Source organism: Escherichia sp. MOD1-EC6842 (genome assembly GCF_002965705.1).
Lineage (GTDB): Bacteria > Pseudomonadota > Gammaproteobacteria > Enterobacterales > Enterobacteriaceae > Escherichia > Escherichia ruysiae.
Map to the genome: position 1 here is coordinate 45,832 of NZ_PTRF01000010.1, position 15,671 is coordinate 61,502.

Here is a 15,671-nt window from a genome sequence, read left to right on the forward strand (position 1 = left end):
CCCTAATCCAGCCGACGTTTGGTTTTCAGCCACGTCAGGCCGATAAACATTACCGCCGAAGCGATCAAAAACAGCACGTTTACCACCAGTACTACCGGAATATTCCCTGCGAGGAACAGGCTTTGCAGGGTGCTGACGAAATAACGTGCGGGAATAATGTACGTCACCGCGCGGATCACCGCTGGCATACTGTCTATCTGAAATATAAAGCCGGAAAGCATAATCGACGGCAGGAAAGCGGCGTTCAGTGCCACCTGAGCGGCGTTGAACTGGTTGCGGGTAATCGTAGAAATCAGCAGCCCCATCCCCAGCGTACTGAGTAAAAACAGGCTGGTGATAAAAAACAGGATCAGCAGCGAACCGCGATAGGGCACGCCGAGAATAAACACCGACACCAGCATACAGAGCAGCATCGCCAGCATACCGAGGAAATAATAGGGGATCAGCTTACACAGCAGCAGTTCCGTGCGGGTAATCTCCGTAGAGAGCAAAGCCTCCATAGTGCCGCGCTCCCACTCCCGCGCCACCACCAGCGAGGTGAGGATCGCGCCGATGACCGTCATGATAATGGTTACCGCACCGGGGATAATAAAGTGCTGGCTTATCGCCGCCGGGTTAAACCAGTAGCGTGTCTGGACGTCGATAAGTGGTTCAAACGTCTGCCCATTGTCCTCTGCCCGCTGCATTTGCCAGATCTGCCAGATCCCTTCGACATACCCCTGCACAAAGTTAGCGGTATTCGGCTCACTGCCGTCGGTGATCACCTGAATCGGCGCGGTGGCGTTGGCGCGCTCCATCTGTTCGGCGAAATCCACGGGAATCACCACCAGACCACGAATTTTCCCCGCCTGCATTTTGGCGATCAGTTCCTGACGGTTATCGCTGATGGTGGCGTCAATATAGGGCGAGCCGGTCATAGTGTGGGTGAAATCCAGCGCCGCTTCGCTACGCTGCTCCAGCAAAATCCCGACGCGCAGCTTGCTGGAGTCGAGGTTAATGCCGTAACCAAAAATAAACAGCAGCAACAGCGGGATCACCACCGCAATCAGCCAGCTACTTGGATCGCGAATGATCTGCCGCGTCTCTTTGACGCACAGCGCCCGCACGCGACGCCAGGAAAGGATCGGATTACTCATTGCCATGCTCCTTATCCCAGTCGTGGATCAATTGAATAAAGGCTTGCTCCATAGTGGGATCGGGTTGCTCATCGTTAGCCGACTGCGCTTTCAAATCGTCCGGTGTACCGCTGGCAATCAGCTTCCCGCGATATACCAGCCCGATGCGGTCGCAATATTCCGCTTCATCCATAAAGTGGGTGGTGACCATCACCGTGACGCCTTTCTCTACCATGCTGTTGATATGCAGCCAGAACTCGCGGCGGGTGAGGGGAGCGACGCCGGAGGTCGGTTCATCAAGAAACAGAATGTCCGGTTCGTGCATTAGCGAGCAGGCCAGCGCCAGCCGCTGTTTAAAACCTAATGGCAGTTCATCGGTCGCGTGGGAAGCGATACTTTTCAGGCCAAATGCCTCGCTCATACGGGAGATTTTTTCGTTCTGCGCCCGACCGCGTAAGCCATACACACCAGAGAAAAAGCGTAAATTCTGTTCGACCGTCAGGTTGCCGTAGAGCGAAAACTTTTGCGCCATATAGCCGAGATGCTGGCGCGCTTTCCCAGAACTCTCTTTCAGATCCATGCCCAGCACCAGCGCCTGACCAGAGGTCGGCACCAGCAAACCGCACATCATCTTAAAGGTGGTCGATTTGCCCGCGCCGTTTGGCCCCAGCAAACCAAAAATCTCCCCGCGTTTAACGGCAAAGTTGACGTGATCGGTGGCGGCAAAATCACCAAATTTCTTGGTCAGTTCTTTCGCTTCGATCACCGTCTCGCCAGGTGTACCTTCCACCGTATGCAATATTGCACCCAGCGGCGATTCTGAGGTTCCGGCACCGCCCAGCAAATCAATAAACGCATCTTCAAAACGCGGCGTAGTTTCGTTGATGTTGATTTCCGGTATCCCGTCGGCATGGCGAATATCGTCTGGTGTGGCCTCTTTTTTGAGGATCAGACGTACCGATTTCCCCTGAATCATGCCGTCGCTGACCTGTGGCAGTTTCAATGCCCGTTGCAACAGTTTGCGGTTGCCCTCGTGTGGACTGGTCATCAGAAAGCTGCGTCCGGCCATGGTTTGTGTCAGGGCTTTTGGTTCCCCCTGATACAGCAACTCGCCTTCGTTCATCAGCAGCACGTCACGGCACTGCTCGGCTTCGTCGAGATACGAGGTACTCCAGAGGATTAACATCCCTTCGCCCGCCAGCTCATGCACCATCTGCCACAGTTCGCGCCGTGAGATAGGGTCAACGCCGACGCCGGGTTCATCGAGCAGCAACACTTTCGGTTCGCCCACCAGGGTACAGGCCAGGCCGAGTTTTTGTTTCATCCCACCGGAGAGCTTGCCCGCCAGACGTCCGGTAAACGGGCCAAGAGACGTAAACTCCAGCAGGCGAGCAAAAGTCTGTTTACGTGCTTCACCGGTGACGCTGCGTAAATCCGCGTACAAATTGAGGTTTTCCATCACCGTGAGATCTTCATACAGACCGAATTTCTGCGGCATATAGCCGAGCACCGCGTGCAGCGCAGCGTCGTTTTTGATCGGATCAAAACCGATAACTGTGGCCCTGCCGCTGTCAGGTTTCAGCAACCCGGCCAGCATCCGCATCAGCGTGGTTTTGCCCGCGCCGTCCGGCCCTACCAACCCCGTCACATAACCAGCGTGAATGGTGCAGTCGAGCGGCGCGACGGCGGGCTTATCCATGCCCGGAAAGCGTTTTTCCAGGCCGTTCAGCGTGATAACGGCATCATTCATGTCCTGCCTCGTCACCGAATTGCACCGTCACTGGCATTCCCTGGCGTAACGCATCATCGGCGTCGGTCACCACAATACGCAGGCGATAGACGAGGTCGGTACGCAGATCCGGCGTTTCGACGGTTTTCGGGGTAAATTCAGCGGTTGGTGAAACGAAACCAATCTGCCCGTGATAGGGCTTGTCCGGGCGACCATCGGTATAGAGCAGCACTTTGCGCCCCGGCTGGGCCTGGTCAAGATTCCGTTCGTCAACATAGGCACGCACCCACACCGGACGAGTTAGTGAAACGGTAAACACCGTGCCGCCTTCATTGAGTACCGTGCCAGGCTCTACTGCGCGGGTTAACAGCGTGCCATCAGACGGTGCGACCAGCGTCGAATCCTGCAAATTCAGCTCCGCCTGCGCCAGTTGCGCCTGTGCCTGTTCGAGGCTGGCTTTTGCCTGGGCGATATCCTGTTCACGGTTACCGGAACGGTACTGACGTAATTTATCCTGTGCTGATTTCAGCGTTGCCTGCGCCTGGTCGCGCGAGGAGCGGGCATTTTCCAGGTCATTTGCCGAAATGGTGCGGCTTTTCCACAACCCTTGCTGGCGGTTGTAGAAGTTCTGCGCATAGTCATAGGCGGCCTGCGCCTGTTTTACGGCTGCGGCGGCCTGAGCGATTTCTTCATCGCGATACCCGGCAAGCATCAGGTCGTACTGCGCCTGTGCCACCGAAACGCCTGCTTTCGCCTGCATCAGGGCAATCTCATACGGCTTATGATCCAGTTCGCCCAGAACCTGGCCCGCTTTGATCGCATCACCTTCGTCCACCGCCAGCGACTCAACACGACCACCGACACGGAAGCTTAGATTCACGGTGCGAATATCCACATTGCCATACAGCGTCAGGCCGTTATCCTGGCGGCTTTGATACCACCAGTAGCCTCCGGCAACCACGGCGGCAAGTACCACAACCACCAGTCCAATCACGACAGGTTTTTTCATCACTACAAACTCCTTTGCGATAATCCTTGCAAAATCAGGTCGATATGACAGGTTACCGTCTGGTTAATCAGTTCGGTCTTTTCTTCATCGAACGCAGTCCAGCCGGTACGTAACAGAATCGTTTCTTTGCCGAGACGAAACGCCAGAATCTCGCCAAGTAATGCATGGGTATGGAGGATCATACGGGTATCGTTGGCATCACAACCGGTCCAGGCGGCGATCAGACGCGTAAGATGGCTGTGTAACGGGCTAATCACCTGTTCGTGCACCAGATGGTAGGCCGCCGTAGGAGAGAGCTGCTCACGGGAGATAAACTTACTGAGGTTGACGGTGTCATCCTGGGTGAGCAGCTTAATCATGTTCCTGCAGGCGCGAAGGATCAGTTCACGGATAGCTGCTCGATCAGGCTGTGGTTGTGCGAACAAGCGTTCGGCTTCTTCGGCGTGCGGACGGAACTGCTCGCCAATAAAATCGGCAATCCACTGGGCGCAGGCGAGATATAAATCTTCTTTCGAACCGAAGTAATAGGTAATAGCAGCGATATTCTGCCCGGCCAGGGCGGCGATATCGCGGGTGGTGGCGTTCATTCCATACTCACCAAACTGCGCCAGTGCAGCAGCAATCAGCTGCTTTTTCGCCTGTTCACCTTTGGTTGTCATGGCAGGACTATTCATAGCACAGCCCATTCTTAATCAAATGATTGATTAAGATTATGACTCATTTTTCGCGTTGTCCAGTATGGCTAAGAATTTGAGCAACGTCAGTCACAGGGATAATTTATGCGCTGCGTCACAAAAACTGCTACACTCCGCTCCCTCATGACATTGTGGTTTTTGTCATTTTCCTTTTCAGTATCTCCCTGAAAACTACACCGGTAACGGTCGGGGCGGTTCGGAGTAGTTATGTCTTTCGATTCTTTGGGTTTAAGCCCTGATATCCTGCGCGCCGTTGCCGAGCAAGGTTACCGTGAACCCACCCCTATTCAGCAGCAGGCGATCCCTGCGGTGCTGGAAGGCCGCGACCTGATGGCCAGTGCCCAGACCGGCACCGGCAAAACAGCGGGCTTTACGTTACCGCTGTTGCAACACCTGATTTCCCGCGAGCCGCACGCCAAAGGGCGTCGTCCGGTGCGCGCGCTCATTCTTACCCCGACCCGTGAACTGGCGGCGCAGATTGGTGAAAACGTCCGTGATTACAGCAAATACCTGAACATTCGTTCGCTGGTGGTGTTTGGTGGCGTCAGCATTAACCCGCAGATGATGAAGCTGCGTGGCGGCGTTGATGTGCTAGTGGCAACGCCGGGACGTTTGCTGGACCTGGAACATCAGAATGCAGTGAAGCTGGATCAGGTTGAAATCCTCGTCCTCGATGAAGCTGACCGCATGCTCGACATGGGCTTTATCCACGATATCCGTCGCGTGTTAACAAAACTACCTGCGAAGCGCCAGAATCTGTTGTTCTCCGCGACCTTCTCTGACGATATTAAAGCCCTGGCGGAAAAACTGTTGCACAACCCGCTGGAAATCGAAGTGGCACGCCGCAATACCGCGTCTGATCAGGTGACCCAGCATGTTCACTTTGTTGATAAGAAACGCAAACGCGAATTGCTGTCGCACATGATTGGGAAAGGGAACTGGCAGCAGGTGCTGGTGTTTACCCGTACCAAACATGGCGCTAACCATCTCGCTGAACAGCTTAATAAAGATGGCATCCGAAGTGCGGCGATCCACGGTAATAAATCGCAAGGTGCGCGTACTCGTGCGCTGGCTGATTTTAAATCGGGCGATATTCGTGTACTGGTGGCAACTGACATCGCTGCGCGCGGTCTGGATATCGAAGAGTTGCCGCACGTCGTCAACTATGAACTGCCAAACGTACCGGAAGATTATGTCCACCGTATCGGGCGTACCGGTCGTGCGGCTGCTACCGGTGAAGCGTTGTCGCTGGTGTGTGTTGATGAACACAAACTGCTGCGTGATATCGAAAAACTGCTGAAAAAAGAGATCCCGCGCATTGCGATTCCGGGCTATGAGCCGGACCCGTCAATCAAAGCCGAACCAATCCAGAACGGTCGCCAGCAACGTGGCGGCGGTCGTGGACAAGGCGGTGGTCGCGGTCAACAGCAACCACGCCGCGCTGAAGGTGGAGCGAAGTCTGGTAACGCGAAACCCGCAGAAAAACCATCTCGTCGTCTCGGCGATGCCAAACCGGCAGGCGAACAACAACGTCGCCGCCGTCCGCGTAAACCTGCCGCTGCGCAGTAATCTTTTATGCCGGGCTATGCCCGGCAGCAGACTGATGACAAAGTCCCAAAAGTGCCTGGACAGTCCCCTCTCCCTAAAAGGCTGAGGGGGGAAAACCGTACCTGTTTTTGGCTATTAAGCCAGTTTGTCAGCAATCTTATGCCGGGCTATGCCCGGCATAAGATTGCTGACAATGATGTTTCTCCCGATGCGGGAAATCCCCACATCCGGAAAACGTTATTGCGAGCCGCTTTCCAGAAACAGAAAAACCATTACCCCTGAAAACCGAAAAATGCCACAATATTGGCTGTTTATACAGTATTTCAGGTTTTCTCATGGCATTAACCGCCGCGCTTAAAGCGCAAATTGCCGCCTGGTATAAGGCGCTTCAGGAACAGATCCCCGACTTTATTCCCCGTGCGCCGCAGCGGCAGATGATTGCGGACGTCGCCAAAACGCTGGCCGGAGAAGAAGGGCGGCATCTGGCGATTGAAGCCCCCACCGGCGTTGGGAAAACGCTCTCCTATTTGATTCCTGGCATCGCCATTGCCCGCGAAGAGCAAAAAACGCTGGTGGTCAGTACCGCCAACGTGGCGTTGCAGGATCAGATCTACAGCAAAGATTTACCTTTGCTGAAAAAGATCATTCCCGATCTCAAATTTACCGCCGCTTTCGGGCGTGGGCGCTACGTTTGCCCGCGTAACCTGACGGCGCTCGCCAGCACTGAACCCACGCAACAGGATCTGCTCGCTTTTCTTGACGACGAACTGACGCCAAATAATCAGGAAGAGCAAAAACGCTGTGCAAAGCTGAAGGGCGATCTCGACACTTATAAATGGGATGGCCTGCGCGATCATACGGATATCGCTATTGATGACGATCTCTGGCGCCGTTTGAGTACCGACAAAGCCAGTTGCCTGAACCGCAACTGTTACTACTACCGCGAATGCCCGTTTTTTGTGGCTCGTCGGGAGATTCAGGAAGCGGAAGTGGTGGTGGCAAACCATGCGCTGGTGATGGCGGCGATGGAAAGCGAAGCGGTATTGCCAGACCCGAAAAACTTGCTGCTGGTGCTGGATGAAGGGCATCACCTGCCGGATGTAGCACGGGATGCGCTGGAGATGAGCGCCGAAATCACCGCGCCCTGGTATCGGCTGCAACTTGACTTGTTCACGAAACTGGTCGCCACCTGCATGGAGCAGTTTCGCCCGAAGACGATCCCGCCGTTGGCGATCCCTGAACGTTTGAATGCGCATTGTGAAGAGTTGTATGAGCTTATCGCCTCTTTAAACAACATTCTCAATCTCTATATGCCTGCCGGGCAGGAGGCAGAGCACCGGTTTGCGATGGGCGAACTGCCTGATGAAGTGCTGGAGATCTGCCAGCGGCTGGCGAAACTGACAGAGATGTTGCGTGGTCTGGCAGAACTATTCCTCAACGATTTAAGCGAGAAAACCGGCAGCCATGACATTGTGCGCCTGCATCGGCTTATTTTGCAGATGAACCGCGCGCTGGGAATGTTTGAGGCGCAAAGCAAACTCTGGCGGCTGGCCTCGCTGGCGCAATCTTCCGGTGCGCCAGTGACCAAATGGGCGACGCGGGAAGAGCGTGACGGGCAGCTACATCTCTGGTTTCACTGCGTGGGGATCCGCGTCAGCGATCAGCTGGAAAGGCTGCTGTGGCGCAGCATTCCGCACATTATTGTCACTTCCGCGACCTTGCGTTCGTTGAACAGTTTTTCGCGTTTGCAGGAGATGAGCGGGCTGAAAGAAAAAGCGGGCGATCGCTTCGTGGCGCTGGATTCACCGTTCAACCACTGTGAGCAGGGCAAAATTGTTATTCCCCGGATGCGCGTTGAGCCTTCTATCGACAGCGAAGAGCAGCATATTGCCGAAATGGCCGCCTTTTTCCGTGAGCAGGTGGAGAGCAAAAAGCATCTCGGCATGTTGGTGCTGTTTGCCAGCGGACGGGCGATGCAGCGGTTTCTCGACTATGTGATGGATTTACGTCTGATGCTGTTAGTGCAGGGAGATCAGCCGCGCTACCGCTTAGTTGAACTGCATCGCAAACGCGTCGCTAACGGTGAACGCAGTGTACTGGTAGGTTTACAGTCATTTGCCGAAGGGCTTGATTTGAAAGGCGATCTGCTCAGCCAGGTGCATATCCATAAAATCGCCTTTCCGCCTATCGATAGTCCAGTGGTGATTACCGAAGGCGAATGGCTAAAAAGTCTTAACCGCTACCCGTTTGAGGTGCAAAGCCTGCCGAGTGCTTCGTTTAATCTGATTCAGCAGGTTGGGCGTCTTATTCGAAGCCACAGTTGCTGGGGCGAGGTGGTTATCTACGACAAACGCTTGTTGACCAAAAATTATGGCAAGCGACTACTGGACGCATTACCGGTATTTCCGATAGAGCAACCGGAAGTCCCTGAAGGTATAGTTAAAAAGAAAGAAAAAGCGAAATCCCCACGCCGTCGGCGGCGTTAATGATGTGAGTCAGGTAAGGAGTCGTAAATGGACTATCGCAAAATCATCAAAGAGATCGGGCGCGGAAAAAACCACGCGCGCGATCTGGATCAGGATACGGCGCGCGGTCTGTATGCCCATATGCTCAATGGCGAAGTGCCTGACCTTGAGTTGGGTGGTGTATTGATTGCACTGCGTATCAAAGGGGAAGGGGAAGCAGAGATGCTCGGCTTTTACGAAGCCATGCAAAATCACACCATCAAGCTAACGCCCCCCGCCGGCAAGCCGATGCCGATTGTCATCCCCAGTTACAACGGTGCGCGTAAACAGGCCAACCTGACACCGTTGCTGGCGATTCTGCTGCATAAACTCGGTTTTCCGGTGGTGGTTCACGGCGTGAGTGAAGATCCGACTCGCGTGCTGACCGAAACCATTTTTCAACTGATGGGGATTGCGCCAACGCTACATGCCGGACAAGCACAGGCGAAGCTTGACGAGCACCAGCCGGTATTTATGCCCGTAGGCGCGTTTTGCCCGCCGCTGGAAAAACAACTGGCAATGCGCTGGCGGATGGGCGTGCGTAACAGTGCGCATACCCTGGCGAAACTGGCGACACCGTTTGCCGAAGGTGAGGCACTGCGTCTTTCCAGCGTCTCGCATCCGGAATACATCGGGCGAGTCGCGAAATTCTTTAGCGATATTGGCGGACGGGCGCTGTTAATGCACGGCACCGAAGGCGAAGTCTATGCTAATCCGCAACGCTGCCCGCAAATAAATCTTATTGACCGCGAAGGGATGCGGGTGCTGTATGAAAAACAGGACACTGCTGGCAACGAGCTACTGCCACAAGCAAAAGACCCGGAAACCACGGCGAAGTGGATTGAGCGTTGCCTGGCAGGCAACGAACCAATTCCTGAGTCACTGAACATCCAGATGGCTTGCTGTCTGGCGGCGGCGGGCGAAGTGGCAACCATTAGCGATGGTCTGGCGCGCATTAAACAATCCTTTTAATTTCTTCCTCAGCCGGATGATGACTGTCATCCGGTCTTTACTCCACTGCACCATGAAAGTGCAGCATCTTTATTGACCTTCCCGTGTGCGGCGCGCAGCATAAAAAAACAACAGGCATATAACATAAACAGGAGTTAACCATGGAAAGTGGTCATCGCTTTGATGCCCGGACGCTGCACAACTTTGTCCTGACTGTGTTTCGTCAGATGGGTAGCGAGGAACAGGAAGCAAAATTAGTAGCAGATCATTTAATCGCAGCAAATCTGGCAGGACATGATTCACATGGTATTGGCATGATCCCGAATTATGTGCGTTCCTGGCAGCAGGGCTATTTGCAGATCAACCATCACGCCAAAATTGTCAAAGATGCGGGGGCAGTGGTCACGCTTGATGGCGATCGTGCATGTGGTCAGGTCGCTGCATATGAGGCCATGGCTCTGGGGATTGAAAAAGCACGTCACCACGGCATTGCTGCCGTGGCGTTGCGTAACTCACATCATATCGGGCGCATTGGTTATTGGGCGGAACAGTGCGCGGCGGCGGGTTTTGTCTCTATCCACTTTGTCAGTGTGGTAGGGAGTAAGGCTGTCGCGCCGTTCCGTGGTCGTGACAGTCGCTTTGGCACAAATCCGTTCTGCGTGGTCTTTCCCCGAAAAGATAATTTCCCGCTGTTGCTTGATTACGCCACCAGCACCATTGCGTTTGGTAAAGCGCGTGTGGCCTGGCATAAAGGCGTGCCCGTACCACCTGGTTGCCTGATCGACGTTAATGGCGTGCCAACGACCGATCCGGCAGTCATGCTGGAGTCACCGCTAGGAGCGTTGCTGGCCTTTGCTGAACATAAAGGTTATGCCCTGGCAGTGATGTGCGAAATTCTCGGTGGTGCACTTTCTGGCGGCAAAACTACTTATCAGGAAACATTGCAGCACAGCCCCGATGCCGGTTTTAACTGCATGACGACCATTATCATTAACCCGGAGCTGTTCGGTGCGCCAGATTGTGCAACGCAGTCCGAAGCCTTTGCCGAGTGGGTGAAAGCCTCGCCGCATGATGACGATAAACCGATTTTGCTGCCGGGTGAGTGGGAAGTGAACACGCGTCGCGAACGGCAGGAGATGGGGATCCCGTTGGATGCCGGAAGCTGGCAGGCAATTTGCGACGCAGCGCGGCAGATTGGTATATCAGAAGAGACGTTGCAGACTTTCTGCCAGCAATCAGTCAGCTAAAAAAAGCCCGTCCAGTGACGGACGGGCAAACAAGGGTAACATAGGATCAATGAGGGTTGGAGCACATGCGTCTGTCGGCAAACAGACAGGGAAATACTTGTGCTGGACGTAGCGTAAACGCCTGATCCGTCCAACGGTTCGGATTTTGTAGGCCTGATAAGACGCGGTAGCGTCGCATCAGGCATCTGTTGCCGGATGCGGCGTAAACGCCTTATCCGTCCTACGAATTACTTATAAATTACCGCAGTACCGCTTAATTTATTGTTGTTGGTGGCGGAAGTAATGCTGTATCCACTAGCACCGGCTGCTGCCGCTTTCTCAGCCAGTTTTGCTTCCAGGGCATCGAGGGTGGATGCGCCATCGGCAGAAACCACGCCGATTTTATTCATGTTCTGTGCCTGGGATGCCGTTACCGGTTCCGCCGCGAACACGCCAAATGACAGAGTTGAAAGAGCCATAGCAGCAACAACAGTATTGATAGTTTTCATAATTAATCTCTCGCAGGTGATTTTTGTATAAGTGACGTTGTTTCGTCGATGTGATGAGTATCACGTTTTTTTACGAGAGATAAAATCGAAGAGAATTGACCGCCTTGTTCAAATAAATTGATTGATATCTAACATGCTGATAATCCATTCATTTATCGTATGTATGAACCAATTTTGTAACATGTGGCAGTTACGGCTGCGTTAAAGGCACGGAATGCCACGCAAAATACAAATTATACACGCTAAACATCCCGCCAGTTGTAGTTAACGTAACTGGCTGTCTTTCGAACCTCTGCGATTATATCCTGTATAAGATGGTTTTTGTAAATCTTTCTCCTGCTGACAATGAATGCATAAGCGCACGCCAGGAATGGCTTCCCGACGAGCCTGCGGGATGGGGGCACCGCACTCTTCACATTCATACAGGCTTTCGCCACGCGGAATTTCACCCCTGGCGCGGGCAATCGCATCTTCAATTGTACTGTTGATCTGTTCGTTGACGGCGTCATCGTTAGCCCAACCGGATGCCATATCGTCCTCCTCATATCAATGCTTGTACTGTTAAGTGTAGCTAATCCAGGGATGAACCTGGGCAGTTCAAGCGTCAGATCTCCGACCATTCCCGCAGCAGATTATGATAAAGATTGAGTAGCGACAGGATCTCTTCTCCTTCGCCGTAGCGGCTTTTGAGTGACTGAATATTGTTGTCCAGTTCGAACAGCATGGCGCGCTTTTTATCATCGCGGATCATTGATTGTATCCACATAAATGATGCCACCCTTACGCCGTGCGTTACGGGGGTCACACAGTGCAGGCTGCTGGAGGGATACAACACCAGATCGCCAGCCGGGAGTTTTACCCGATGTTGCCCGAAGGTGTCATTGACGACCAGTTCGCCGCCTTCGTAACTTTGTGGATCGCTCAAAAACAGCGTGGCGGAAAGATCGGTGCGCATCCAGCCGTTTTGTGGATGACTGCGTACTGCGCCATCCACATGAAAACCATAGGTTTCATTGTTCCGATAGCGATTAAACAGCGGTGTGGAAATGGTACGCGGCAAGGCAGCGGCAAAGAACAAAGCATGTTGTTTAACCGCGTTCAGCACTTCATTTTGTAATGCGGCATATAACGCGCTGCGGGTATCTACCTGTTGATTATTCTTGACCTGCGCGCCTTGTGCGCCGGTGGTGACGCGTCCATCAATCCATTCGGCTTGTTCCAGTTGTGCACGAAAGCGGGCGACGTCCTGTGGCGATAACACGCCGGGAATGTGGTACATCATATAAGTTCTCCAAAAAGTGGGGCTTTCACCCCACATCTGAATCAGAAATGCATATTGGCGGTGAGCAGGAAAGTTCTTGGCTCGCCCGGATGATAACGGTAGCCGCTCTTATTGATTGAGGCGACGTAATCGGTATCAAACAAGTTGTAGACGTTTAGCTGGAAGTCGAGATTGCGATTAACCCGATACCCCAGTTTGGCGTCGGCGACCCAATAACTTTCGGTAAATGCTGGCGTTCCCACCGCGCCGTCTGAACCTTTATGCATACTGCCGATATACCGTGCGCCCGCACCAACAGAAATATCATCGGTTGCCTGATACTGGCTCCATAGGGTAAAGGCGTGCTCCGGGGTATACGGCAGCGATGAGGAACCATCCTGGGCAACTTCTTTGCCGTTTTTGATGGTTGCTTTTTGCTGGGTATAGCCGCCAATCACCTGCCACGCGGGAGTGATATTCCCGGCCACGGATATCTCATAGCCTTCGACGCGTTTCTTACCGTATTGCGAATAAGTCCCGTCATCATTTTGCTCAACTTCATTTTCGATATCAGTACGGAACAGCGCGGCGGTGAGCAACAGGCGTTTATCCAGAACCTGCCATTTGGTGCCAATCTCGCTGGTGTTGGCTTTTTGCGGTTTAAAATCGGTGCGGTTGGCACTGTTACCGCTGCCAGACTGCGCAAGGGCGAAGTTGTTGCCGCCCGGCGGCTGCTGGGAAACGGCATAGTTAATATAGACATTGCCGTTTTCCGTCAGGTGATACAGCGCCCCGGCTTTCCAGTTCACCAGATTGCCCGACTTGGCGGTGTCGACGGTGGTGACCGGAGAACCTTTCGCTACGCCATCAGGGCAGGTGATGGCACCGCGTCCGCTGCCGCCGCAGGCGGTGGCACTGTCATATTCAGTATGATAATTGTCCAGCCGAACTCCGCCATTTAGCTCAATATCACGGGTGATTTGCAGCGTATCGAAGGCATAAATCGCGAAGGTATCCGTCTGACCATTAGCGTTTGCGCCATTGCGCGTCAGGCCGCCAGGATGAATGCTACTGTCAGGATGATAAATATTCACCGCCGGTAACGTCACCGGATTAACGCCGTAGTTGGTCTGCGTTTCGCGGGTAAATTCCACGCCGGTACTGACGTCATGACCAATTGAACCGGTATAAAATGCCGATGTCAGGTTAGTCTGGTTGGTGAGGATTTTATTGCTTACATCTTTGGTATTCGCCGTGCGTGACCATGTCCAGCTATCCACATTGCTGGTGGGCTGGGTAATATTTGACGCCCCTCCCATAATCGCCGTCATCAGATAATCCTGCTTCACGCGCGACCAACGTGTGGTATTGCGAATCGTGGTGTTATCGCTGATGTCGTGCTCAAAACGCATGGTGGCAGTATCGGTGGTCGAATCGTCGTAATCGGAATCCGTACCATAAAAGTTATGTGTATCAACTTTTCCGGAATGATTCAGCGCCGCCGTACCCGCAGAAGGTGCTGAATAGCCAGGTAAACCAATGGTCGGAATGCCGCCGTCTGGCGTATTGTGCTGGGTAACGTGTAAATAGTTGAGATACAAACGATTCGATGTACCAAGACCAAATGCCACGGAAGGGGCGACGCCGTAACGCTCATTTTTGACTTTATCGCGCCCGGCATCGTGCGTTTTTTCGCCCATCATATTCAGACGTACCGCTGTAGTATCGCCAATGACCTGATTAACGTCCAGAGTGCCGCGACGGAACCAGGCGCTACCAATACTGGCGGAGGCGTCAATACCTGAATCATTGCGCGGCTGTTTGCTGATCATATTGATTGAGCCAGTCGGTGCGCTGCGCCCGTAGTCGGTGCCGGACGGCCCTTTAATCACTTCGACCTGCTCGGTATTGAAGGTGTCGCGCGAGACGCTGCCGATATCGCGAATGCCATCAATATAAATGCTGTTAGAGGTATCGGCGCCGCGCATATATATAGCGTCGCCAGTGGTGGAGTTACCGTTCTCACCAGCAAAAAACGCACCCACGCCGGGAACGTTTTTGAGCGCGTCGGTAAGGTTGGTTGCGCCCTGATCTTTAATCACTTGTTCAGAAATCACCGTCATCGTGCGGGTAGTATCCGCTACCGGACGTGAGAATTTCGGATCGGCAGATTGTTGTGGTGCATAAAGTGAAGGCGTTGATGCCTCGACAACCAGTGTGTCATCCGCGTTAGTTTGCCCTTCGGCAGCGAGTGCCTGAGCCACAGGCGTGATACCGATACAAAGACCGGCAAAGAACGTGAGCGAATGAAATTGTCTGGCAGGGAAATTGCGATTGTTTTCCATTTTGCAGGTGACTTTTTCTTATATGTTGAAATTTTCACTGTCACGAGAAAGCATCTCTGCGGATGCGATGCCACTGTTAATCCCGTAAAAGTGTTCGTGCAAGTGATAATAATTTTGATAAGCATTATCACTTGGCGCGATTTTCTATCACCCATTGCACGAAAAAGAAATACATTTATTTACATTGTGTTCATATTTGATGTTTTTTGATTACAAATTGGGCGAAAACTGCATCCAGAGGTGAATGCAGTTACGTTGGTGGGGTTATTTGTAGATGGTTGCAGTACCGAACATCTGGTCATTTCCGCCTGCGGAATTAATGACATAACCTTTCGCGCCTTGTTCGCGCGCTTTTTCTGCCAGTTTATCCTCCAGATCGCTTAGGTTAGATGCGCCGGTCGCCGAAACGGTTCCGGCGGGTCGTAGTTGACCGCTGTCCTGGTTACTCAGTGGTTGCGCGGCATAAGCCGTGAAGGTGATTCCGCTCAGGACGGTGGCAATCAGTAGTGCGAGGCACTTTTTCATAATGACATCCTCATAAATACAACGAGTAGTGCATGATAAGTGTAGGTCTCCTGTGCGATGGAAATGACGCAAAAAATTGACAGAGATGTGCTTATTTTTTGAACAAAATAATTTTACAAAACCAGACAAATCAATGACATGAAGAACACTGATTTTTATGATGAATTGATAAAAAATGAAGTCGGGTTAAGGTTTGAAGCATGTTAAACGCAGCCAGATATTTACCCTGCTGCGTTATGCGGGTATCTTACGCC

Annotated in this window: 14 protein-coding genes; 5 read left to right on the forward strand and 9 right to left on the reverse strand. The window is 53.0% G+C overall.

Going from position 1 to position 15,671, the window contains the following annotated elements; genetic code table 11:
• Nucleotides 1–2: 2 nt before the first annotated feature.
• Genes A7Z29_RS13465 through cecR form a run of 4 tightly spaced genes read right to left on the reverse strand, consistent with a single transcriptional unit; the run spans nucleotide 3 to nucleotide 4,527 of the window.
• Complete coding sequence (locus A7Z29_RS13465; RefSeq protein WP_000070112.1) at nucleotides 3–1,136, reverse strand: ABC transporter permease; 1,134 nt, start codon at nucleotides 1,134–1,136, stop codon at nucleotides 3–5.
• The gene (locus A7Z29_RS13470; protein ID WP_105290360.1) at nucleotides 1,129–2,865 is read right to left on the reverse strand and encodes an ATP-binding cassette domain-containing protein; all 1,737 of its coding nucleotides are present in this window, start codon (nucleotides 2,863–2,865) and stop codon (nucleotides 1,129–1,131) included. The genes A7Z29_RS13465 and A7Z29_RS13470 overlap by 8 nt, the downstream gene beginning before the upstream one ends.
• Entirely contained in the window at nucleotides 2,858–3,853 is a 996-nt protein-coding gene (gene hlyD / locus A7Z29_RS13475; protein WP_024165208.1) for a secretion protein HlyD, read from the reverse strand. Before hlyD ends, A7Z29_RS13470 begins: the two co-directional genes overlap by 8 nt.
• Nucleotides 3,854–3,855: 2 nt before the next feature.
• Nucleotides 3,856–4,527, reverse strand: a complete 672-nt coding sequence (gene cecR, locus A7Z29_RS13480) for a DNA-binding transcriptional regulator CecR (protein WP_105290361.1) — start codon at nucleotides 4,525–4,527, stop codon at nucleotides 3,856–3,858.
• Nucleotides 4,528–4,755: 228 nt separating this feature from the next.
• On the opposite strand from cecR, the gene rhlE reads away from it, so the two are divergent.
• The 5 genes from rhlE to ybiE all read left to right on the forward strand — a co-directional run bounded on the left by rhlE (nucleotide 4,756) and on the right by ybiE (nucleotide 10,923).
• Nucleotides 4,756–6,117: an ATP-dependent RNA helicase RhlE gene (gene rhlE, locus A7Z29_RS13485; RefSeq protein ID WP_105290362.1), complete on the forward strand. Its 1,362-nt coding sequence runs from the start codon at nucleotides 4,756–4,758 to the stop codon at nucleotides 6,115–6,117.
• 314 nt (nucleotides 6,118–6,431) lie between these two features.
• On the forward strand, nucleotides 6,432–8,582 hold the full coding sequence (gene dinG / locus A7Z29_RS13495) for an ATP-dependent DNA helicase DinG (RefSeq protein ID WP_001218651.1): 2,151 nt from the start codon (nucleotides 6,432–6,434) through the stop codon (nucleotides 8,580–8,582).
• A 27-nt stretch (nucleotides 8,583–8,609) separates the two neighbouring features.
• Entirely contained in the window at nucleotides 8,610–9,572 is a 963-nt protein-coding gene (gene ybiB, locus A7Z29_RS13500) for a DNA-binding protein YbiB (RefSeq protein ID WP_000386505.1), read from the forward strand.
• Between the two features lie 140 nt (nucleotides 9,573–9,712).
• Nucleotides 9,713–10,798 carry a malate/lactate/ureidoglycolate dehydrogenase gene (locus A7Z29_RS13505; protein WP_000443549.1) on the forward strand — a complete coding sequence of 362 codons (1,086 nt, stop codon included), beginning with the start codon at nucleotides 9,713–9,715 and terminating at the stop codon, nucleotides 10,796–10,798.
• A gap of 65 nt (nucleotides 10,799–10,863) precedes the next feature.
• Nucleotides 10,864–10,923: a protein YbiE gene (ybiE, locus tag A7Z29_RS23760; RefSeq protein ID WP_211180490.1), complete on the forward strand. Its 60-nt coding sequence runs from the start codon at nucleotides 10,864–10,866 to the stop codon at nucleotides 10,921–10,923.
• 102 nt (nucleotides 10,924–11,025) lie between these two features.
• Here the strand turns inward: ybiE and ybiJ are convergent, their stop codons facing one another.
• The 5 genes from ybiJ to mcbA all read right to left on the reverse strand — a co-directional run bounded on the left by ybiJ (nucleotide 11,026) and on the right by mcbA (nucleotide 15,417).
• Entirely contained in the window at nucleotides 11,026–11,286 is a 261-nt protein-coding gene (ybiJ, locus tag A7Z29_RS13510; protein ID WP_000849301.1) for a DUF1471 family protein YbiJ, read from the reverse strand.
• Between the two features lie 264 nt (nucleotides 11,287–11,550).
• Nucleotides 11,551–11,817, reverse strand: a complete 267-nt coding sequence (ybiI, locus tag A7Z29_RS13515) for a C4-type zinc finger protein YbiI (protein WP_000146362.1) — start codon at nucleotides 11,815–11,817, stop codon at nucleotides 11,551–11,553.
• A 73-nt stretch (nucleotides 11,818–11,890) separates the two neighbouring features.
• The gene (gene ybiX / locus A7Z29_RS13520) at nucleotides 11,891–12,568 is read right to left on the reverse strand and encodes a PKHD-type hydroxylase YbiX (RefSeq protein ID WP_000990155.1); all 678 of its coding nucleotides are present in this window, start codon (nucleotides 12,566–12,568) and stop codon (nucleotides 11,891–11,893) included.
• Nucleotides 12,569–12,609: 41 nt separating this feature from the next.
• Nucleotides 12,610–14,892, reverse strand: a complete 2,283-nt coding sequence (locus A7Z29_RS13525) for a catecholate siderophore receptor Fiu (RefSeq protein WP_105290363.1) — start codon at nucleotides 14,890–14,892, stop codon at nucleotides 12,610–12,612.
• 264 nt (nucleotides 14,893–15,156) lie between these two features.
• Nucleotides 15,157–15,417 carry a DUF1471 family periplasmic protein McbA gene (mcbA, locus tag A7Z29_RS13530; protein ID WP_010347475.1) on the reverse strand — a complete coding sequence of 87 codons (261 nt, stop codon included), beginning with the start codon at nucleotides 15,415–15,417 and terminating at the stop codon, nucleotides 15,157–15,159.
• Nucleotides 15,418–15,671 lie beyond the last annotated feature (254 nt).